This window comes from Ahniella affigens (assembly GCF_003015185.1).
In the GTDB taxonomy this organism is placed as follows: Bacteria; Pseudomonadota; Gammaproteobacteria; order Xanthomonadales; family Ahniellaceae; genus Ahniella; species Ahniella affigens.
Map to the genome: position 1 here is coordinate 3,206,231 of NZ_CP027860.1, position 22,014 is coordinate 3,228,244.

13 protein-coding genes are annotated in these 22,014 nt (G+C 60.8%); 5 read left to right on the top strand and 8 right to left on the bottom strand.

The window, feature by feature from the left end; all coding sequences use genetic code 11:
- Positions 1–852: 852 nt before the first annotated feature.
- The 4 genes from C7S18_RS25135 to C7S18_RS12430 form a co-directional block, all read right to left on the bottom strand.
- Positions 853–6,729, bottom strand: a complete 5,877-nt coding sequence (locus tag C7S18_RS25135; RefSeq protein WP_106891873.1) for a S8 family serine peptidase — start codon at positions 6,727–6,729, stop codon at positions 853–855.
- 175 nt (positions 6,730–6,904) lie between these two features.
- On the bottom strand, positions 6,905–7,123 hold the full coding sequence (locus tag C7S18_RS12420; RefSeq protein ID WP_106891874.1) for a DUF2798 domain-containing protein: 219 nt from the start codon (positions 7,121–7,123) through the stop codon (positions 6,905–6,907).
- A 3-nt stretch (positions 7,124–7,126) separates the two neighbouring features.
- The gene (locus C7S18_RS12425; protein ID WP_170113252.1) at positions 7,127–7,495 is read right to left on the bottom strand and encodes a rhodanese-like domain-containing protein; all 369 of its coding nucleotides are present in this window, start codon (positions 7,493–7,495) and stop codon (positions 7,127–7,129) included.
- Positions 7,496–7,544: 49 nt separating this feature from the next.
- Positions 7,545–7,901: an ArsR/SmtB family transcription factor gene (locus C7S18_RS12430; RefSeq protein ID WP_425481075.1), complete on the bottom strand. Its 357-nt coding sequence runs from the start codon at positions 7,899–7,901 to the stop codon at positions 7,545–7,547.
- Between the two features lie 102 nt (positions 7,902–8,003).
- Here C7S18_RS12430 and C7S18_RS12435 point away from each other — a divergent pair, with 102 nt between their 5' ends.
- The 5 genes from C7S18_RS12435 to C7S18_RS12455 all read left to right on the top strand — a co-directional run bounded on the left by C7S18_RS12435 (position 8,004) and on the right by C7S18_RS12455 (position 14,765).
- Entirely contained in the window at positions 8,004–9,275 is a 1,272-nt protein-coding gene (locus tag C7S18_RS12435) for an NAD(P)/FAD-dependent oxidoreductase (RefSeq protein WP_106891876.1), read from the top strand.
- A gap of 33 nt (positions 9,276–9,308) precedes the next feature.
- Complete coding sequence (locus tag C7S18_RS12440; RefSeq protein ID WP_106891877.1) at positions 9,309–9,512, top strand: YgaP family membrane protein; 204 nt, start codon at positions 9,309–9,311, stop codon at positions 9,510–9,512.
- 7 nt (positions 9,513–9,519) lie between these two features.
- The gene (locus C7S18_RS12445) at positions 9,520–10,581 is read left to right on the top strand and encodes an efflux RND transporter periplasmic adaptor subunit (protein WP_106891878.1); all 1,062 of its coding nucleotides are present in this window, start codon (positions 9,520–9,522) and stop codon (positions 10,579–10,581) included.
- Positions 10,578–13,814, top strand: a complete 3,237-nt coding sequence (locus tag C7S18_RS12450) for an efflux RND transporter permease subunit (RefSeq protein WP_240623890.1) — start codon at positions 10,578–10,580, stop codon at positions 13,812–13,814. Before C7S18_RS12445 ends, C7S18_RS12450 begins: the two co-directional genes overlap by 4 nt.
- A gap of 87 nt (positions 13,815–13,901) precedes the next feature.
- On the top strand, positions 13,902–14,765 hold the full coding sequence (locus C7S18_RS12455) for an MBL fold metallo-hydrolase (protein ID WP_106891879.1): 864 nt from the start codon (positions 13,902–13,904) through the stop codon (positions 14,763–14,765).
- Positions 14,766–14,860: 95 nt separating this feature from the next.
- Here C7S18_RS12455 and C7S18_RS12460 read toward each other — a convergent pair whose 3' ends face one another.
- From C7S18_RS12460 to C7S18_RS12475, 4 genes are all read right to left on the bottom strand, one after another.
- Complete coding sequence (locus C7S18_RS12460) at positions 14,861–16,363, bottom strand: hypothetical protein (protein WP_106891880.1); 1,503 nt, start codon at positions 16,361–16,363, stop codon at positions 14,861–14,863.
- Between the two features lie 365 nt (positions 16,364–16,728).
- Positions 16,729–18,084 carry an NHL repeat-containing protein gene (locus C7S18_RS12465; protein ID WP_106891881.1) on the bottom strand — a complete coding sequence of 452 codons (1,356 nt, stop codon included), beginning with the start codon at positions 18,082–18,084 and terminating at the stop codon, positions 16,729–16,731.
- Positions 18,085–18,501: 417 nt separating this feature from the next.
- Positions 18,502–21,192 carry a serine/threonine-protein kinase gene (locus C7S18_RS12470; protein ID WP_106891882.1) on the bottom strand — a complete coding sequence of 897 codons (2,691 nt, stop codon included), beginning with the start codon at positions 21,190–21,192 and terminating at the stop codon, positions 18,502–18,504.
- Positions 21,189–21,719: an ECF-type sigma factor gene (locus tag C7S18_RS12475; RefSeq protein ID WP_106891883.1), complete on the bottom strand. Its 531-nt coding sequence runs from the start codon at positions 21,717–21,719 to the stop codon at positions 21,189–21,191. Before C7S18_RS12475 ends, C7S18_RS12470 begins: the two co-directional genes overlap by 4 nt.
- Between the last annotated feature and the right edge of the window lie 295 nt (positions 21,720–22,014).

Consider the following 22,014-nt stretch of genomic DNA (forward strand, 5'->3'; position numbering starts at 1 on the left):
CGCCGCATACCAGCCCAGGGCAACGCCCTGGGTCCGTGGATCCACAATTGAACTTAGCCCTGAAGGGGCGTTGCATACCAGCCCAGGGTGAAACCCTGGGTACGAGGGCACACGCGTCCGCGGGCCCGTGGACCCAAAAACCGGGCGTTCTGAAGGAACGCCGCATCACCAACGAAACGATCATCGTCGCGACCCATGCGGCGTCCCTTCAGGACGCACAATCGGAGGACCGATGCATTCCCAGGGTTGCACCCTGGGCTGGTATGCATGGCCCCGTTGGGGCCAGCAATCCGCATTTGGCCGGACATGATCCGCGTGCTTGTAGGCCCCGGACACCGATTGCGGGCCAACGGCCCGCTGCATGCCAGCCCAGGGCAACGCCCTTGATCCACGGGTCCGCAGTTGAACTCAGCCCCGAAGGGGCGTTGCATACCAGCCCAGGGTGCAACCCTGGGTACGCGAGTCCGCGTATCCACAATCTAGGCGTTCTGAAGGAACGCCGCATAACCAACGAAACGATCAATGTCGCGCCCCCATGCGGCGTCCCTTCAGGACGCGGAATCGGACGACCGATCGATTCCCAGGGTTGCACCCTGGGCTGGTATGCATGGCCCCGTTGGGGCCAACAATCGCGATTCTGTGGGAATTGATACGCGCCTACGTATCGGCCACGTCTGCATGTCAGCCACGTCTAGGTGTCAGCCGCGTCTACGTGTCGGCCATCGACAACGAATGCGGGCAAACGGCCCGCCCACATAGCAAGGACCCAGACAAACGCCGGGTCCTACGGAGTCTAGGCGGTCAAACATGCTGCATTGACCGGCCGTTCTTCAACGGCCGGTCAATCCGCACTCAGTGACGCTGTGCACGCCAGACGAAACCAAGACCCATCAGCAGAACCAGCAAGCCCAACAAGGCGCGTGCACGTTCATCGAGACTTGGGATCGCTTGCAGGGTACCCGCCAGCAGCGTTGGATCTGCGGGACCAGGTAGCGCCGGATCATCGCTCAGTACGCTCGCTTCATTGCTGCCATTGCCGTCGGCATCCTGGAACGCCTGGGCTTGATTGGAAATGGACCCATTCGGTTGGCCAACATTCACGTTGCCTGTGATCGTGATCGTCGCTTGGTCACCCGCATCCAGACTGCCGTTCCAAGTAACGGTGTGGGTCGCGGTATTGAGCACCGCCGTGCCAATACTGGCGCTAGCCCCGTTGGCCGTGATTGCCGCAGGCACGATGTCGATCAATTCATCGCCAGGCGTGTCGACCAGTTGGAAGCTGCCGGTATTGCTCAGCACCAAGGTATAGGTCACGCCGGTCCCGTTGATTGTTCCCGTCTTGCTGAGACTGACCTGACTTGGCGCCACGACATTGAAGACGGTGGCATCACTCGGACCAGGCAGCCCCGGGTCATCACTCAGCACGGTCAACTCGGCCACGCCGTTGCCATCTCCATCCACCAGCGCCGAAGCTTGGTTTGACACGACGGTGCCTGCCGCAGCCGCGATGGACACCTGCGCCTGGATGGTGATCGTCACCGAGGCACCGACGGCCAGACCACCATTCCATTTGACCGAATTGCCGGTATTCGTGACCGTTCCGGCAGTCGCATTGATCGACTGTACCGAAACGTCGACTGGCAACTCGTCGGCAAATTCATCCGTCGCCAAATTCTGGATGGCATTGCTTCCCGAATTCGTCAGCACCGCCGTGTACGTCACATTGCTGCCCGGATTACCAGTAGTCATGACGGTCTTCGTCAGCTGCACAGCCGCGGGTGCGAGCACATTGAACACGGTTGCATCGGCAGCACCACCGAGCGCTGGATCATCGGTTGGCACCGTCGTGTCATTGACGCCGTTGCCATCCGCGTCCTCCTGAGCCGTGCCTTGATTGGAAATCGCGATACCGGCGGTGAGTCCGCTATTGATCGTGGCATTCACGGTAATCGTGACCGAAGCGCCAACAGCGAGCCCACCGTTCCAACTCGCCACGTTGCCCGCAGCACTAGCCGTACCGGCACTGGCCGTAGCGCCCGTCAAAGTCAACTCGCTTGGGAGCGTGTCCGTGAACTCATCTCCCGCCAAGTCTTGAATGACGTTGCCACCATCGTTGGAGAGCGTGATCGTATACACGACAGCAGACCCGGTGACTCCCGCTGTAGCTACGGTCTTCTGAGCCAGGACCGAGGTCGGAGCGAGTGCGGTGAAATCCGTCGGGTTGGTCGCGCCACCCACGCCTGGATCATCCGTCAACGCCTGGACTTCGTTCGTCCCATTGCCATCCTGATCGAAACTCACCGTGCCCTGGTTGCTGATCACCGTCGGGCCCGTCAAGCCGGCATTGACCGTTGCTTGAATGGTGATGGTGACGTTGCCGGAGCCTGGAACGCCGCCATCCCAAGTGACCGTGTTGGTACCGACCGTCGCAACAGCCGTGCCGCTACTCGCCGAGGCGCTGACCAAGGTCAGCGTCGCCGGCAGCACATCCGTGAATTCGGCGCCCGGATTATCAAACTGCGCGGTCGCCGCCGCATTCGACAAGGTCACGGTATAGGTCACGGCGCCACCGGTCGTGAAGCTGCCACTGACCGTTTTGGTGGCACTGAGCGATGCTGGCGACAACACATCAACCGTCACCTGCGCTGTGTTGTCGGTGTTATCCGGATCGGCCGACGTTGCGCTGGCGGTGGCTCTATAGGTCAACGTACCGAGTTGGCTTGGCGCAACGAAACTGAGCGCCAACGTCTGCGCCGGCACAATCGCCGGCGTCATCGTCGAACCCAGGCTGGCGAGTGTCCAGCTGCCGCTCGATCCGTCATAGCTGCCGCCTGATGCGGTGGCGGTGCTTGGGCTGATTGGTTCAACGCCTGAGGTCTGGAAGCCCTCAGCAACCTGCAGACCGTAGGCCGTGTCCGCGCCATCATTATTCAAGGTCACGAGGAAATTGATTGGTTGCCCGACCAGCACACTCGGCGTGCTGGTCGATACAGCGACCTGCAGATCAGCGGTGTTGGGCGCATTGACCGACACCGTTGAGCGATTGTTCAGGCTATTCGCATCAATGGTTCCAGAACCCTGCGCGGTGCTATCGATCCGGCCCGAACGATCCACAGTCGCGGTCACATTCAGCGTCTGGCTCGCACCGCTGGCCAGCGCGCCGATCGTCCACATACCCGTGGCATCATCATAGGCCCCGCCCCCTGTATCCGAGACATAGGTGAGTCCAGAAGCGAGGGGCAACTCGACCGCGACTCCGGTCATCGGCGCTGCGCCAAAATTGGTGACCAGGACAGTAAAGGTCACATCGCTACCCACTGCGGGCGCGCTATTGCTAACCGATTGCGCCACCTGCAAGTCACCAACCAGTGTACCTTGCAACACGGCGACCTCGGCTTGCGAGCCCGGGCGATTATGGTGATGCAGCATCAACAAACCGAGCGAGCCATTCGTCGCCATGTTGGCGGTATTCCAACTCAATGGAATGGTCGCACCATTGAGATCGAACAGAGCGGTTGGAGTCGCAGGTTGAATACCGGCGGCATTGTAGTCGTAGAAGAAAACGCCCGGCGTGGCATCGGCAATAGCGCCGCCTGAGGTCGCGCAACGGTCACCCGATGTCGTGTTCGCGCACAGGTTGCCGTTTGCGCAGGTCACCATCTTGTAGCGGAACGAGGTGTCGCCACCCCCAAGGCCCAGCTGCGCCGGGGTCTGCCCGATCGCCACGACGCGATTGCGCAGCAAGGCGGTGTCAGCAGTGTTGGGCGAGATGAGATTCGTGACATTGGCCGAACTCAATGTGAGGCCGCTGGTCGCGGTATTGAAGACCGCGGTGATATAGCCATCGTTACCATTCAAGGTCGTGCCGAACAGGCTTGTGATCGTGCCGGTATTGCCATAGAACACAATCCGGTCAAAGACACCGTCCTCATCGGTATCCACGCAAACGTTCAGCGAGAGATCGGTCGCCGTACTCCATTCACCAAACATCGACGCGCCGAATTGCACGCGACCCGCCCCGGCGTCGAACGTGACTCCGCCATACTGCAGGTCCATAAAAGCAGGCAGCGTCGCGTTGCGCGGCGAGTCCACCTGCCACTCAAACGTATTGAGCAGCGACACCACATCGGTGGGGAAAGTACCCGCGCATGTCGGGCCAGCACCTGGTGTTCCCGTACAGACATCGCCACCGCTGAGTGGCAAAGTCGTTGACCCAGTGCCAGCGCCACCGGTAATGATCGTATCGGCGGCAGACATCGTCGACGCCGGCCGCTCTGCCGAGTAAAGCGGCACACGCAGCACCAAGTTGCCGCCTGAACTCAGTGTCAGCTGGGCCGACTCTTCAGTAAGGTATTGCCGGGGAATATTGCCGAGGCTTGCGAGCGGGCCGGTCACCGCCACGGTGGTCGCCAGCGTCGGGTCGCGCGTATGATCCATCTGGCTTCGATCAGCATTGAACTGCACATCGACAAGTACGCTGCCTTGGGCCGGAATGGTGATGCTGGAGCCACCCGGCAAGGCAAAGCCCATGCCTGGGGCGTCGAGGACGGTATCGATGGCAAGGACGAACGTGCGCGCGGTGTTGCCGTGATTGACCAGCCTGACCGACTGCACCGCATTGATGGTGGCGGCATCCACTGGCGTATCAAACGTCAAACTGACCAGACCGCTGCCATCAGCATTGAACGCCAGCACGTTTGCTGGTGCGGTCCGATCCGGTCGCGTTCTGCCGGCGCCCACGCGCGAAGCGGGCAGACGCGTTCCGCCGCCCAAGGGCACACTGGTCAGTTCAGCGGTTGCGTAGTTCATCGCCATCGCTTTCAGCTCTTCGACTGTTCGCGTTGGGTAGAGCTGTCGCAACAAGGCCATGATGCCCGCCATATGCGGTGCAGCCATCGACGTGCCCGACAGCACCAATGGCGCGTTGTCTGGGAGGAAACCCGAAGCATTTACGACTTGGCAACCAGACGATGGTGCGACGCCGGTGCAAGTCACCCCCGTTTGCGCGGAAGTGATGTTCTGACCAGGCGCCGCGACGTCCGGCTTCAACCGCAGGGGGCCAACAAACGTTCGCCGCGGCCCGCGCGACGTGAATGACGAAATGGTGTCATCGCCCGGCAGAAGCGTCACGTTGAGCCCGGGAATCTGCGCTTTGAACGTGTTCGCATCGGTAAACGTGACCATGACCGACGGAATGGTTACCGTCGGATCGACACCGGCCATGTTGCCAAACACGCCTGCGGCGGTGTTCGCGATGACAGCACCGATGGCACCGGCATCCTGGGCGTTCTTCACCTTGACCGCAAAGCCGCAGGTGCCGCGATCGATCAGCGCAATGTTGCCGACGACCGCCGCCGCGTTCGTCAGTGGCGAACAGCCGTCCGTGGTCAAGACGCCAGCACCATCGGAAGGATCCAGCCCGATCACCACATTCCCAGTCACGCCGGCCGCCGGCGGCGGGTTGCCGAACGCAGCCGTGCCCGCAACGTAGAACCCGGCGACACCGCCTGGCGCATTGACACGAATCGCATTGCCGGCCACGCCAGAGTCCACCGACGATGCGGTCGAAATGACCCGATCGCCCGAACCGGGCGATCCGGAAATGAAGAATGTATCGCCGGAGTTTCCGGCAGAGGCAACAACAATGACGCCGACACCAGCAGCCGCGTCAGCAGCAATCGCACTCGACGAGAAACTCGAACCGTAGGCCGAGCCAAGCGACATGTTGATCACATCGAGGTGGTCACTCATGTCGAGGTCGCCATTCGGATCCATGGCCCAATTGATGGCGTTGACCGTAACCGTGGTGGACCCACCACAACCGAACACACGCAAGGCATAAAGGTTCGCCTGCGGCGCGGTGCCAGGGCCAATTCGCAAGCTGCCGAATGGCACGGTCGCATCATACGGGCCGGGGAACGACGTCCCATCCGCACGGACACCGCCACCGGCGGCAGTTCCGGCGACGTGCGTGCCGTGGCCATTGCAGTCCATTGGGTCGGGATCGGGAACCGGCGCCGTGACGCCGTTATACGCATCACCAACAAAATCCGTACCGCCGACGACGCGAGCGGTCGGGAAAAAGCCATCGCCAATGACGGTTCGGTCATTCGCCTGATAGTTGGCTAGTGTGCCCGTCCCGCCAAACGTGGCGTGCTGGTAATCCACGCCTGTATCAATGATGCCAACACGAATGCCAGTGCCCGTCGCGGCAGCCGGCGCGCCGACTGCATTCGCCCAGACCTGCTGGGTGTTCAAGAACGCGACGCTGGTGGAATTGGTCGGTTGCTCCAGCGCCAGCGCTTCCACGAGTTTGACGCCTGGAACCTGACGCAAAGCGGCCATGTCCTGGGGGCGAACACGCAAGGCAACGGCATTCAATGCGAGTTGCACGTTGTAGAGCGGGTCGTAACCGAATCCCAACTGATCGACGCGCGCCAATACCGATGCTTGGTCCGCTGCCAATTGCGCTGCGTGCTGCTTGGCCGCCACATAGGCCTGGGACCGGGCTGCCTGCCGCCCACCGGCGCGCGCGAACTCGCGCTGAAACACAGTTGCGGCGCTTGGTTTGGCGAGCACCATGATGACTGCCAGGCGCCCATCTGCGCCAATTCGGGCATCAGCCACGGGCGCGACGGTACCGACTTCCTGGGCATGCCCATACGAACCAGACAACACCAGACTGGCGCCAAGCACCATGCCTGGCACGACCAATAGCTTGCGACTCATTTCGACTCCCCTCGATCAGATTCCCACAGACCGCAGATTCCATCTGCCTCTTGAGGTTTCGTCAACCCTCCGCAACCCATTTCCTTCTTCCTGTGGCGCCACTCGTTGCACGCCATAGGCCGACTCTGGAACCCATCCGAGAGGCAAAGCGCGTTTCAAAACAACGGTGTCGGCGCTACGTGAGTAGGTGCGCTGTCCAGCGCCGAACAAAGGGGCTGAGGAGAAAGATCGATACCGCCGCGACCGGCCATCCAATCAACCAGTTCTGCACCCAAACCAGCCACCAGCTCGGTCCAAAGCCAATGCGCACCGCACCGAGGGTGAACGTGACAATACCCACCATCAAAGCCGCCATGATGAACGCGAAAACCGCTCGGAACTTGGGACGATCCATGGCCTAGCGACGCTTCGTCACCGGCAAGCCCGCACCCACCCAGGCCATCAAACCACCTTCCAGATTCAATGCACGATCACCAAGACTGGCACGCAGCCGCGCGCAGGCACTACTGGAGCGAGCGCCGCTGCGACAAATCACCAGTACTGGCTTTTCATCGGCGAGCAAGCCCGCGCGCTCCAAGGCCTTGGTTCCTTCGGCATCGATCTGCGCCAGCGGCACATTGACTGCATCCTGAATCGTGCCCTGCACGAATTCCGATGGCTCACGGACATCAACGATCTTGGCACCATCCTTGATTCGTTTTAGTGCCTCATGCGCCGATATCGCGCTACCACCGTTACCAAACAGAGACATCAGATTGCCAAGCATGCGAATTCCCTCGTGAGTTGCGTTGAATGGGGGCATCAGATCATGTGACTCAGCGACAAATCGTCGCGCGTGCGCCCGCGCAGTACGCTTGATGTAGGGCCTGAATGACGGACAGAACCGGGCCATCGGCCAGTCGATAGAACACATTCTGGGCTTCTTTGCGGGTGTTGACGAGCCCCTCCTCACGTAGCTTGGCCAAGTGCTGCGACAGCGCCGACTGGCTAAGGTCGATTTCGCGGTTGATATCGCCAACCGAGCGCTCGCCTTCCACCAGCATGCACAGCACCCGCAGCCGCTGCGGATGCGCCATTGCGCGCAGCAGATCGGCGGCCTGAACGGCGCGGGCTTCCATGGCAACAGCGAGTCCCGTTTGCATCGTTGCGGGTGGATCGATGGCCTTGCTCATGCCGGAATGGCTCCAGAAGTCACATTACATGCTTGCATTCTACTTTAGTTGTTGCTACTTTAGCAATACAGGATTTAAACCGTAGCGCGGAGGGCGCCTCAGATGAAACGGATCGTGGTTCTTGGAGCGGGCATCGGCGGCATGAGCGTGGCCTATGAGCTCCGCGCTGCCATTACCAAAGACAAAGCGGCCATCACGGTGGTCGGCGAAGGCAGCAAGTTTCAGTTCACCCCATCGAACCCTTGGGTGGCGGTCGGCTGGCGGAAGCCGGAGGACATTCAGGTCGAGGCGCCCACCTACCTGGCAAAGAAGGCGATCAACTTCGAAGGCGTCGGCGCTGAGCGCGTGCTGCCGGAATCGAACCAGCTGGAACTTCGTGATGGCCGGAAGCTTGATTACGACTACTTGATCATCTGTACCGGACCAAGGCTGGCCTTTGACGAAATCCCCGGCCTCGGTCCGAAGGCATTCACCCATTCCATCTGCACGACCGAACACGCGCACAGCGCCTGGAATGCCTATCAGGAATTCATCAAGAATCCCGGGCCAATCGTCGTTGGCGCCGCGCCAGGCGTCAGTTGCTTTGGTCCTGCGTATGAATTCGCGATGATCCTCGACGCCGATCTGCGCAAGCGCAAGATACGCGACCGCGTGCCGATGACGTACGTCACCAGCGAGCCCTATGTCGGTCACATGGGCCTTGGCGGGGTCGGCGATTCCAAAGGCCTGTTGGAGTCCGAACTCCGTCAGCGTCATATCAAGTGGGTGACCAATGCGAAGATCACCGAAGTCACCGCGACTGAGGTCAAGGCTCAAGAATTAGACGATCACGGCAAACCACTGAAAGAACATGCCGTGCCATTCAAGTTCGCAATGATCATGCCGCCGTTCACGGGCGTCGATGCAGTCCGACAAGTCAAAGAGCTATGCAATCCGCGCGGCTTCGTGCTGATCGATGCGCAACAGCGGAATCCCAAATTCCAGAACATCTATTCCGCGGGCGTTTGTGTCGCCATTCCGCCGGTCGAACAGACGACGGTCCCGACAGGCGCACCGAAGACCGGGTTCATGATCGAGTCGATGGTCACCGCCATTGTCGAGAACATTAAGGCCGACATGGCAGGCCGGGAAGCGCACGCGAAAGCCACCTGGAACGCGATCTGTCTGGCGGATATGGGCGACACTGGCGCCGCGTTCGTGGCCTTGCCGCAAATCCCGCCGCGCAATGTGACCTGGGCCAAGGTCGGCAAGTGGGTGCATCTCGCGAAGGTCGCTTTCGAGAAGTACTTCCTGGCCAAGATGCGTTCCGGCAATACCGAACCGATTTACGAGAAATATGTGCTCAAGGCCCTTGGCATTGAGCGCTTGAAGTAGTCCCCGACTCACACTCTCAAACAGGAGAACGTTATGAACGTCGATAAAGCAGTCATGGCATTTGCCGGCACTTTGACTTTGGTCAGCGTGTTGCTGGCGCATTTTGTGTCACCGTTGTGGCTCTACTTGACAGCCTTCGTCGGCCTCAATCTGCTGCAGACGGCCTTCACCGGCTTTTGCCCAGCCGCGATCATTTTCAAAAAGCTCGGCCTGCCCACCGGCAACGCCTTTCAATGAGCCCATCATGCGCCTAATTCGCCTTGCCACGTTGCCCGTTCTGATCAGCCTCGCCGCCTGTGGTGGCGAGTCTGCGACGCCTGCCACGCCCGCCGCTACCGGCCTCAGCACGCTGACGGTCGGCAAGCAGTCGGCGACCGAAGAGCGCCTGTGGGACGGCGTGGTGGAAGCCGTCAACAAGGCCACCTTGTCGGCCCAAACGGGCGGCCGGGTCACGGAATTGCCGTTCGATGTCAACGACTACGTCAAGGTCGGCGATGTCATCGTGCGCTTTACCGATATCGAGCAGCAAAGCGGTCGCCGTCAGGCCGATGCGTCCCTGCGCGCGGCCGAAGCAGCTGCCCGCGAGGCGAAGCTGGCATTCGACCGTGCCAAGGAAATGATCGAGAAAAAGCTCGTGGCGCAGGCCGTTTACGATCAGGCGGTCGCCCGAAACGATGCTGCCAAGGCCGCGCTTGAAGCCGCTCGCGCCGCCGTTCGCCAAGCCGGTGAGCAGGTCGACTACACGGTGGTGCGCGCACCCTACAGCGGCATTCTGACCGAGCGGCACGTGCAGGTCGGCGAGACGGTGCGGCCAGGCCAACCCTTGGTGTCAGGGCTATCGCTCGCGCAACTTCGGGTCGAAGTGGAAGTACCACAGGGCGACCTGAGCGCGATCCGCGACCAGAAGAAGGCAGCGATCTTGCTCGATGACGGCCGTCGGATTGATGCCAAGGCAGTGATCGTATTTCCGTATGCCGATGCAAGGACCCACAGCTTCAAGATTCGCTTGGAGTTGCCCGAAGTCGAAACGGGCCTGCAACCGGGAATGACAGTCAAGACCGCATTTGCCATTGGTCAGACTGATCGATTGCTGATTCCTGTCAACGCACTCGTGCAACGCAGCGAAGTGACCGCTGTTTACGCGATCGATGCAAAACAACGGGTCGCGCTGCGGCAGGTCCGATTGGGCCATCGCTTTGGTGATCAGGCGGAAGTCCTTGCGGGTCTAAATGAAGGCGAACAGATCGCTGCCGACCCGCTTGCAGCCCTCGCCCTGCTCGCCGGCCAGAAGGAGGCAACCCAGTGAGTCACGACGCTCAGTCGTTGGGCATCTCGGGCCGACTGGCCCGCACGTTTGTCGCGAACCCGTTGACGCCGGTGCTCGCGATTGCGGGCTTTTTGCTCGGCCTGGTCGCCGTCATGATCACGCCACGCGAGGAGGAACCGCAGATCGACGTCACCATGGCAAACATCATGGTGCCGTTTGCCGGCGCCCCAGCGGCGGATGTCGAGAATTTGGTGGCGTATCCGCTGGAACAGGTGTTGTCTGAAGTCGAAGGCGTGAAGCATGTGTACTCGGTGTCGCGGCCGGGCATGGCGGTACTGACGGTCGAGTTTCAGGTCGGCGTCCCCCGTCAGGATGCGCTGGTGCGCCTCTACAACCAGGTCTACTCGAACCAGGATTGGGCGCCACGCGGCCTCGGCGTCGGCCAACCGCTCGTGCGTCCAATGGGTATCGACGATGTGCCGGTGATGAGTCTGACGTTATCGAGTGACGATCACCGTGGCGCTACCGAGTTGGCCGAGGTCGCCCACACGCTCGAAACCGAGCTGAAGCGCGTGCCCGGCACCCGCGATGTGTACACGATCGGCGCACCGGACCGCGCGGTCGTTGTCGAGTTGGATGCAACCCGACTCGCCGCCTATGGCATGACGCCCTCTGACCTCGCGGACGCGCTCGCGCAGGCGAACGTCGTGCAGCAGGCCGGTGAGCGCGTCGCCGCGAGCAAGACGGTGCCGCTGACTGCCGGCACCTGGCTCGCCGATGCCGACGAAGTTGCAGACCTGATCGTGGGACTCAGCGATGGTCGCCCCTTGTTGCTGGCCGACGTCGCGCACATTCATCGCGGTGCCGACCTGCCGGATCAGTATGTATGGACCGCAGCGTCTGGCCATACGACCGGCACGCTCGCGTTGGCGCCCGCAGTCACCATTGCGATCGCCAAGAAACCAGGCGCCAATGCCGCGGACATCACGAGCGCAATTCTGGATCGCCTGGAAAGCCTGAAGCGTACCCACGTACCGGAAGGCATCAAGATCACGACCACCCGCGACTACGGCCAGACAGCAGATGACAAGGCCACCAAGCTGATTCAGAAGCTGATCTTCGCAACAATGTCGGTCGTGCTGCTCGTGCTGTTCGCGCTCGGCTGGCGCGAGGCGATCGTCGTTGGCACCGCAGTCGTGTTGACCTTGGCGCTGACCCTGTTCGCGAGTTGGGCGATGGGTTTCACGATCAATCGTGTGTCGCTATTTGCGTTGATCTTTTCGATCGGCATTCTGGTTGACGATGCAATCGTCATCGTTGAAAACATCCATCGCCACATGACGCTTGGCGCGAAGAAGCTCCTCGAAGCGATTCCGCCAGCGGTGGACGAAGTCGGCGCGCCGACGATTCTGGCAACGTTCACCGTCATCGCCGCGCTGCTGCCGATGGCATTTGTGTCAGGTCTGATGGGGCCTTACATGCGTCCGATTCCAATCAACGCGTCGGCCGGCATGCTGCTGTCCCTGATCATCGCGCTGACCGTCACACCCTGGCTCGCCTACAAACTGCTGTCCCGTCATCACAACCACTCGGATACTCACGGACACACCTCAGGCGGCGCCTTGGCCCATCGTCTCTCGCGCCTGTTCAAGCGCGTGCTCACGCCCTTCCTCGATGTCGAACGGGGTGCCCGTCGCCGTTTGATGCTGTTTGCCGGCATGGCGGGCGCCGTGCTGTTCGCCGCGCTGCTGGCGGTATTCCAACTTGTCGTGTTGAAGATGTTGCCGTTCGACAACAAGTCTGAGTTTCAAGTAGTCGTCGACCTGCCTGAAGGCACGCCGGTCGAGCGCACAAATGCCTTGCTGATTGAACTGGCGCAAGAGTTGGTTGCGGTGCCAGAGGTCGTCAATGTGCAAGGCTATGCCGGCACCGCCGCGCCGGTCAACTTCAACGGCCTGGTCCGCCAGTACTACTTGCGCAGTAGCGCCAACGTGGGCGATCTGCAAGTAAACCTCGTCGACAAGCATCACCGTGATCGGAAGAGTCACGAGATTGCGCTCAGCGTGCGCCCTGCCCTGGCCGACATCGGCAAGGAGTACGGCGCCTCGGTCAAAGTCACGGAAGTTCCGCCGGGTCCACCGGTGATGGCGCCATTGGTGGCCGAAGTATACGGCCCGGATGCGGTCAAGGCGCGCGAAATCGCCAAGGCCCTGCAGGCGCGCTTCGCCGGCACGGACGGCATCGTCGACATCGACACCAGCATGGAAGCCGACAGTCCACGAGAGCTCGTCGTCGTTGATCGCGAACGCGCGGCACGTTTGGGCATTTCGCAAGCGCAGATTGCCGAGGCACTCGCGCTGGCCGTTTCGGGTAGCGATGCCACCTATTTGCGTGATGGTGCGTCGAAGTATCCGGTACCGATTCGGCTCCGCCTGCCTGCGGGCGAGCAAGCAAACCTGTCGCAACTTCTGGCGATTCGTCTGCGTGCCAATGATGGTCGCCTCGTACCCATGTCAGAAATGGTGCGCGTCGAACAACGAACGTGGGAGCAAACGCTGTATCACAAGGACTTGGCACCAGTCGTCTACGTCACGGGCGATGAGGCTGGAAGCCTCGACTCACCGCTGTACGGCATGTTCGAGGTCGTATCGCAGCTTCGCGAATCGCCGCTTGCAGGCGTCAGTGTCGACCAATACTTCTTTCAGCAGCCAGCCGATACGTCGCGCTTCGCGATCAAATGGGACGGCGAATGGCAGATCACGTTCGAAACTTTTCGCGATATGGGCCTCGCCTATTCCGCTGGTCTACTGCTGATCTATCTGCTCGTTGTCGCGCAGTTTCGGAGCTATCTGGTGCCGCTCGTCATCATGGCACCGATCCCACTGACGGCAATCGGCGTGATGCCCGGTCATGCCCTGCTCGGCTCGCAATTCACTGCCACGTCGATGATCGGCATGATTGCACTCGCGGGCATCATTGTGCGGAACTCGATCCTGTTGGTCGACTTCATCAATCATGCCCGCGCCCAAGGCATGGCATTGGCCGACGCTGTAATCGAAGCGTGCGCCGTGCGCGCACAGCCGATCGCACTGACGGCTATTGCGGCGATGGGTGGCGCATTCTTCATCCTCGACGACCCGATCTTCAACGGTCTCGCAATCAGCTTGATTTTTGGCATCATGGTGTCAACGGTGCTGACACTCGTCGTGATCCCGCTGCTTTACTTTGCTTTGCTGAGCCGTCACGAGCCATCAGCAGAGACCCATGCATAGCGCTGGTTTGGGACACTCTGAACTTGTTCAGACTCGGTGCTTCAAAATCGGCGGTGCCATCAGCAATCCGCCACTTCGAGACTACTCATGCCACCAATCGTGACGCCATTCTTTCATGCCGACAGCTGGACCTGGACGTATCTGGTCCGCGATCCAGAATCGAACCAGGCCATGATTGTGGACCCGGTATTGGACTTCGACGCCAAGTCGGGTCGCACGAGCACGCACAGTGCCGAGGCGGTGCTTGGCGCCGTGCGCGACACGGGTGCTCAGGTGGCGTGGATCCTGGAAACGCATGCGCATGCTGATCACCTGAGCGGCGGCCATTGGCTCAAGCACCAGCTGCCCGGGGCAAAACTGGCCATCGGCACGGGCATTCGGACCGTGCAGAAGACCTTTCAGAAGATCTTCAATCTGGGCGAGCATTTCCCCGTGGACGGGTCGCAGTTTGATCATCTGTTTCAAGACCATGAGCAGTTTCAGGTCGGTACCTTGCCTGTTACCGTGATACCAACCCCAGGCCACACCAATGACAGCGTCAGCTATCTGGTTGACGACGCCTTGTTCGTCGGCGACAGCCTGTTCATGCCCGATGGTGGCACGGCGCGTTGTGACTTCCCCGGTGGCAGCGCCGCGCGCCTCTATCAGTCCATTCAACGGCTTTATGCCTTGCCTGCCGACACGCGCGTGTTTGTGTGTCACGACTACGGTCCCGACGGACGCCCGTTTCAATGCCAGACGACGATCGCAGCACAACGCGCGGGCAATATCCACGTGCGCGACGGGGTGACGGAGGCCGAGTTCGTGAAGGTTCGAGAGGCCCGGGACGCGACGCTCGACATGCCCGCGCTGATCCTGCCCTCGGTGCAAATCAACATCCGTGCCGGCGCGTTGCCCGAACCAGAGCGCAACGGCGTCAGCTATCTGAAACTGCCAATCAACCAGTTTTAGGCAGGGTCCGGATACGTCCATCCTGGACGCTCAGATCCGCACCGAATCCGAATTCCGGGAATACCAAGGCCCGGGCGCTGTGCCGCAGAATCGACCTACTTCGTCTGCACCGAGTTCCAGTGCACTTCCACGGACTGGATTTCAGACTTCGGAATATTCACATCGGCCATCTGCCCTCGCAGATCGGTATAAACCGTTGCACCGGCGCTGTTGGCGGATTTCAGGATGCCCTCGCGGCGACTGCCAAACACGGTCGTGACAATGACTTTCTGACCAATGGCTTTCGGCAGCGACTCGACCGGCACCTTCTCCACCAACACATCGCTGTCGTCGTCGCCGGTATCCACTGCCTCGCCTTCCACAAATGGCAGCGCGTCAGAATCAACGATGGCAGTGGACGATTCCATCAACAGCAGATTTTCCATCCATGCCGTGCTGGAATCGTCAACAAGCACCAGACTGCCGTTGTCGAGCGACTTTGCTTGCTGAATCAGGTTGGTGATTGTCTTGGCCAGCAGCTCATCGTTCCATTCACTCGGGGTGACGGCAAAAAAGTTGAAGTCAATTGGATCCGCGTTGGATTTCAGCGAATAGCCAAGCAACTGGGAACGCGCGACGAGATCCGTACTGTCTGCGAGCTGTTGTTTGTAGTCCGACTTCGGGTTCGTGCGGAATACCAACGTACCGCCAGCGCTCAGATAGTGCGCATAGGCGTCTTCCAGCGTTTGATCTGGGATCAGGCCTGCAGCCAGCAACTGGCGGCGCAGCGTGACGATGTGGATTTGCTGGAAACGCTTTTCAGATAGGCCGATCAGATTGGCGCAAACGCGATTTCGAGCCGCCACGAAGCCTTCATCGTTGATGGTCCATGTGGCCTCTTTGAGGCGCGCGGCGTCAAAGTCGAGATTCGCTGGATCAAACGTACTGCCCATGTCGTAACGCGCCACGAAGGTCGTTGTCGCGATGCCCGGGCGCGCGAATACGGCTTTGACTTCGGCGACGGCACCCATCGGGTTTGTCACATCAACCTGAATCGAATAGGGCGCTGTCGGCAGCTCAAGCTGTTCCGTCAAATCCTCAGCGGTAAAGGTCTGCGTGGGCGTACAGCCGAGGCCATCAAATGGCGAGAGGCTCGCAGCGCCAAGCCAGGATGGCAGGAAGAATGCCGTCGCATCGCGATCCAGCACGACATCGTCGGCACGAAATGACAACGTTTCCAAACCCGCAGGCGCGCTCAGACGACCATTGCCGCTGGTCCCACGCCATTCATCCGGGAACCGAAACCCGCGGTTTTCGGTACTAATGCCAAGGTTGCTGAAGGCGCCCGCAAACAGCCAGCCAAGGCCGGGCGTTTTCATCGTCAGACTGCCGGCTCTTGTGGCCTCGGTTGTCTCGCTACTGAGATCCGGCCACACGGCGATGTCTTCCAAATGAAGCGTGCCGTCGAAGCCGGCCTTCGCGGCTTCATAGCGGACATTGCCACCTTGCCCGAACATCGCCGCGGCATCATCCGCAACGCCATTCATACGGCAATTGGTGACCGCTGCAGCGACCACCACGCCCAGCACGATGAACGGTCCCTTCTTCAATCTGGCCATGGCCGATCCTGTTGCGAGTACGAAAGACCCCGATTTTATCGATTGCGGCCGCTATTACCAGCCGAATGATTGGCAATCAGCGTCGTCCGCCCGCGTTCATGGGCCTCCAGCTGGCCGTGGCCTTAGGGCGGACGTCGATCCAGGAGCCTCCCCACCCTCCCGAAACACGTAACCCTGCAAAGACAGCACCGCGAGATCGGCCCGGGTCGTGCTATTGGATCGAACATCGGTACCGGTGAAGGTCGGAGTCCGATCCGGAGCACCAAGACTGAGCGTGAAGGGTGCCAACGCGCGCACCACACCGTTTGGCGAGGGCTGGAACATTGTCAACCCATTTCGGGCAACACAGAACCCAAGATGAGCGTCTACTCGAATCCATTAGCGAACACTTCCGGCGGATCGGTGCCAAATCTTGCCATCGCAAAATCGAAGTCGCCGCTGGCAAGATTAAACACGCGCAGCCCTGCCAGTACCGACTTGTTGCCATGACGTACGAGGCTGAACGCATCGCTCTGTGGCGTCTGCCCCGAGCCTGCGCTGAAATTCACGGTCACCGGCAGGCCGTTATTGAACGTCAGGTCGGGCGTGAAGCTTCTCAATGCGGCATCGGTGTGGACGACCCGCAACAACGCGAAGTTCTCAGGCGAGCCTGCAGAGCCTGCGAGATAAATCGACCCCCCTGCGTCACTCGACGGTGATGCCGCCAGGGTCGTCATGTTGACGCGATTGCTGTTGGTCTCCAGGCAGCGATAGGTGCGATTGGAACTGTCGTTCTCACCCGCGCCCCACATAAACGTCTCGCCACCAAAAGCCCCTTCGGTATAGCCGAACGCATAGATCCGCGTACCGAACCGCACCAGCGCCGACAGCGCATGGTCGGCACCGGCGCCACAGCTTCCTGAACCGCCGCTCACGGTGACCAGCACTTCTCCATCCGTCGCAAAAGTGGTGTCGTCGCCGAGTGTGGCGTTGTTGATCTTCCAGATCGCGCCCGGTGTAATGGAGGTCTGGTCCACTTCTTCGTACAGCCAAAAGCTGGAGTTGGCTTGGCCTGGCAGTACGTCAATCATTCGCCGAATGACTGCACCGGAATTGGTCTGGACGGCCGGCAAGGCACTGACCACACCGGTCGATGACACACGCTGGATCCACGCAGAAAAGTTCTTGTTGCCGCCGACCAGAAGGCTGTCATCGGACAACACCAGTACCGCCCCACCTCGGTCATTCGTATCCGACGTTGGGTCGTACTTGAAGGCCAGACCGCCATCACCTGCAAACGCGGTGTCGTCGGCGCCAGTTGCCGTAAAACGGATGACCCCGACATCGGTCGTCGCATTGCCGGAACATGGTGTCGTGCCCACCACGACGATGCGAAAATTCGAGTCGAAGGCCGCATGCGTCACCTCGCTCATGCAAGCATCCTTGACCACCTTGCCGTTGATGCCGAACGTGGTGTCGAGCGAGCCATCGGAATTGAATCGCGCCAGCGCAATGCCAATGCCGCCCCCGGCAATGCTGGCCGTACCCACAGCAACGTACTTGCCGCCGAAGTTGTCCGGGTAACGGAGGACTTTCACGATTCGGTCGGTCAACGTACCCGCAACGTCATACGGCAAGGTCACCTTGCCAGACGTTCCGAACGTGAGGTCGAGATCGGACTCGGCGGCCAACGCACCCAAGGCCCACGGGAACAGCAGCAACAGGGAAACAATCATTCGCATCGGCACACCTTGATCGCCCTGGATGGGCGTGATGTCCGGGGATACGCGATTTGGGGTCGAACCATGACATGACCTGTCTGCTGCGCCGATCGGCGCGGCAGACAGGTCATGTCGTTCGCGCTTGCGCGCGATGACCAGTGCTGGCCTAAACCCCTCCCTTGTACCTTGCGCTGAAGCGCACGGTACAAGGGCAATGTGTCTGCCAAATCCCCTCCCAACCCTCCCCGAACATCAGGGAGGGCTTTTTGTTTCGAGAATGACTGGGAATCCGGGCTTTGAAGGTGTGCCTGGTCTTGATCGTGCAGCCCGTCGTTGCGACGTGCACGCAACGGCCGGTGGCAATTTCGTGATTGCCTCCAGGTTGATCACCCCTGCTTTGGCTCGCATAGCCGAGACGGTTCGCGCGTGAAACGCCTACTAGCCCCGGTGCGCCAACACGAGTGGATGTTCCGGGCCGATCGCCTTGGCCAAGGCCGCCAATGCTTGGGGCGGCGGTGGCTGTTGCTGCAGTCGTGCCTGCCACAGCTCCAGCAGGCTTTCGTCCATGGCGTTGCCGTCGATAGCGTCACCGGCTGTGGTGATGGCGGAAGCCGCGAGCCTGTTCGCGGCGTCCTGCTGACCGGCGGTCTGCATGGATTCAGCCAACATCAACAACGCGCGCACGACGTTTCTTCGAGGCAGGGACCCGGCACTGGCAATGGCTGGCAGGGTGTCAAGCACCGTCTTCAGGTTGGCCTCGGTCGGGGCTTCGCGCAAGGCGATAAAACTCGCAAAGCCGTTCGCACTGGTCATCAGCGCCGGCTGTGTTGCCAAGGCCGGCCGAATGCGATCGAGCCGTGATTTGGCCTCTGTGGTCTTGCCACTCAGTCGCAGAGTGTCGATGCCGCCCAAAGTCATGCGCAGGCAATCGGGACTGGTTTCGCCGACACTGTTGCACATGCGCGCCACTGCCGAGTCCACCATTGCTTCTGCCTCGCCCGGCCTTGCCAGCAGCGCCAACACTTTGGCTTCGGTCAAATCCCGCGCCGCGCGTGCGGGCACGGATTCGGGGATCGTTTGATCCGCGTTGATGGCGTCGAGCGCTGCTTTGGCAGCCAGCAGGTCGCCGCGAATGAATAATGCATTCGCCTTTTGGGTTGCTACTGTTCGCATGGCGAAGTTCTTGCTGACATTCGACTCTGACCAGATCGCTTCGGCTTGACCCGCGAAGTCGATGGCAGCGTCGAGATTTCCATCCAGTAGCATTGCCGTCGCAACGGCACCCAATACCGAGCCTCTTTCGAGCGCGGTGGTGTCAGTCGCCGTCATGGCTTGCGCTGCTGCTTCTCGAGACGCGATCGAAGCCGACGCCGCATCACCCTTCGCACGCAAAAGCATTCCCCGCATCATGCTGATGCGCGCGACGAGCATGCCGCCAGCACGCTGCTCAACGGTCATGTTCTGCTCTGCGCGCGCCAACGATGCTTCTGCTACATCCAGTTCGCCGACCCGGATTGCCGAAAACGCCCGATTGACCGCCGCGAGTGCCTTGATCCGGCCTGGGCCCTCCGGCAACGTCGGCTCTAGCCTGTCCAGCATCTCCAGCGCCTTTGGAAACTCTGCTCGATGAACCAGAAGGTCGATCAGGCTCAGGCGAAGGGCCGCTTGCATGTTCGGGTCTCCAAACGACCCCAACAATCCCGGATCTGCTGCCAGGTTCATCAGGGACTCCGGATCAATCGGCGTCCCGGGCTCCGTCGCTCGATTGAGTACGGCGACAAAGTGTTCGCGCAGCACTTCCTGCAACCGCATCTCAACAAGCGCCGCATCCCGTTCACGCTGTGCCGTGAGCGCCGACGCCGCCGCACGCGCGGACGCTTGTTCGGCACGCTGCGCCTGAATCCAGCTGAACGTCGTTGCCGTGATCAACGCCAGCGCAAACAACACGCCTGCGGTCACCGCGAATCGATGCCGCTGCACGAATTTGGAGGAGCGATACGCAAACGAATCCGGGCGCGCTTCGATCGGCAGCCCGGCCAAATGCCGTTCGATATCTCGCTTCAGCGCCGATGCCGACGCGTACCGGCGCGCCGGATTCGGTTGCAGGCACGCCAGGACAATCGTGTCGAGATCACCGCGGACACCCGCGACAGTGCGCGAATCGGCGCCATCACGCGTCAACCGCTTCGACGGCAGCTCGGCGAGACTGGCTTCGCCGAGCGCGCTGGCACGCAGCAATTCATCGCGCGCAAACGGCCGTTTCCCGGTCATCAACTCGAACGCAATCACGCCCAGCGCATACAAATCGGTGGCGGTACTGACCGATCCGCCGGCTATTTGCTCGGGCGCAGCGTAGTCGGGCGTGTAGGCCCTTTGGCCGGCATGGGTTGCCGTACTCGGCGCGTCCGCAAAGTCACCAAGATGTTTGGCGATTCCAAAATCGAGCAGTTTCACTTGTCCTGTCTTATCGACCAGGATATTCGCCGGCTTCAGGTCGCGATGGAGCACCAGGTTCTGATGGGCATATTGAACGGCGTCACACACTTGCATGAACAGCATCAACCGCGCGCGTAGCGGAAGATTCAAGCGCGTCACGTGATGGGTCAACGACTCGCCGTCGACCAGTTCCATCGCGTACCAAGGCTGAGCCTCGCCGAACACACCACCATCCAGGAACCGGGCGATGTTGGGATGCTGCAGTCGAACGAGAAATTTGCGTTCTTGGGCAAATCGGCGCATCGCCAGCGGATCATCCCCAAAGGAACTCCCCAGCAGCTTGAGCGCGACCACCTGGTCGAACGCGCCATCGTTACGTTCGGCGCGATACACCGCGCCCATGCCACCGCGCCCCAGCATGGCGCACAGGACAAATGGGCCCACTTGAACCCCGATGCGCGGGTCTGGCGTGATCGAAGTGGTCTGAACTTGCTCAAGCAACGGACGATCCAGCGGACCATCCAGCGCGGCATCGGCCATCAGCAGCCGCGTCACTTCGGCCTTCAGAGCAACATCCTCGCCACATTGGCCTGTGAGCCAGGCATCGCGCTCGGCGGCGGGCAGTTCCAGGCATTCACCGAGTAATTGCAGCGCCCGCACCAGTCGGTCGGTATCCGTGGTCGGGGTTGTCATGGCGCCCCGCCGGATTCGGCAAGGTCGGCATGGATCAGCGCTCGCGCCGTCCGCCAATCGCGAAACACGGTGCGTTCGGTGACACCCAGCACACGGCTCATTTCAGGGAAACTCAGGCCCCCGAAAAAATGCAATTGCACGATCTGCGCCAGACGCGGATCAGCACGTTCCAGCCGCGACAGGCTTTGCTCCAAAGCGAGCACATCAAGGCCATCGTCTGGCGTCTGCGCGCTTCCTTGATCATTGAGCGTCACTAATTGCAGCCCAGCGCCGCGCTTGTCGCGACCGCGCGCACGCGCCATGTCGACCAGCACCTGGCGCATCGCGCGGCTTGCAAGATTCAGCAGGTGCGCCTCGTCAACGGCACGCACTTCGGCCAGTTTGAGATATGCCTCGTGCACCAATGCCGTCGTGGCCAAGGTATTGCCCCCGGACGCCAGATGGCGATGCGCGATTCGCTTCAACTCATCGTACAAGCTGCCGAACAGTCCGGCGGCGTCCTGCGGCGCACCCGATGGGCGGTCCATGTTTACTCTTGTCTGGGCAAAGCCAGGAAAAAGTATAGGCGCGCCCTGCTCGAGCGTCCAGCTGGAACCATCGCGGTAGAAACTCACCTCTCAGCGCCCCCGCAATGATCCTGGCCTTCGTGTCATCAACGCCGCACTGGTCCAGAGCTTGTTCATCGACTTCATCGCAACGCAGTCGTGGTCTGACTGCTCCGATCCGTGCGTCAGCCGCGCATGACTCGGGGACAACTAGGATCGCTCCACTTTTTCTGGCGAGGACATCCACCTCTGGCATTCCGCCGGTTTCGCCGGTGCA

Coding starts and splice junctions, on each gene's coding strand:
- C7S18_RS25135 (WP_106891873.1), bottom strand. CDS start 6,729: ATGAGTCGCAAGCTATTGGTCGTGCCAGGCATGGTGCTTGGCGCCAGT.
- C7S18_RS12420 (WP_106891874.1), bottom strand. CDS start 7,123: ATGGATCGTCCCAAGTTCCGAGCGGTTTTCGCGTTCATCATGGCGGCT.
- C7S18_RS12425 (WP_170113252.1), bottom strand. CDS start 7,495: ATGCTTGGCAATCTGATGTCTCTGTTTGGTAACGGTGGTAGCGCGATA.
- C7S18_RS12430 (WP_425481075.1), bottom strand. CDS start 7,901: ATGAGCAAGGCCATCGATCCACCCGCAACGATGCAAACGGGACTCGCT.
- C7S18_RS12435 (WP_106891876.1), top strand. CDS start 8,004: ATGAAACGGATCGTGGTTCTTGGAGCGGGCATCGGCGGCATGAGCGTG.
- C7S18_RS12440 (WP_106891877.1), top strand. CDS start 9,309: ATGAACGTCGATAAAGCAGTCATGGCATTTGCCGGCACTTTGACTTTG.
- C7S18_RS12445 (WP_106891878.1), top strand. CDS start 9,520: ATGCGCCTAATTCGCCTTGCCACGTTGCCCGTTCTGATCAGCCTCGCC.
- C7S18_RS12455 (WP_106891879.1), top strand. CDS start 13,902: ATGCCACCAATCGTGACGCCATTCTTTCATGCCGACAGCTGGACCTGG.
- C7S18_RS12460 (WP_106891880.1), bottom strand. CDS start 16,363: ATGGCCAGATTGAAGAAGGGACCGTTCATCGTGCTGGGCGTGGTGGTC.
- C7S18_RS12465 (WP_106891881.1), bottom strand. CDS start 18,084: ATGCGAATGATTGTTTCCCTGTTGCTGCTGTTCCCGTGGGCCTTGGGT.
- C7S18_RS12470 (WP_106891882.1), bottom strand. CDS start 21,192: ATGACAACCCCGACCACGGATACCGACCGACTGGTGCGGGCGCTGCAA.
- C7S18_RS12475 (WP_106891883.1), bottom strand. CDS start 21,719: ATGGACCGCCCATCGGGTGCGCCGCAGGACGCCGCCGGACTGTTCGGC.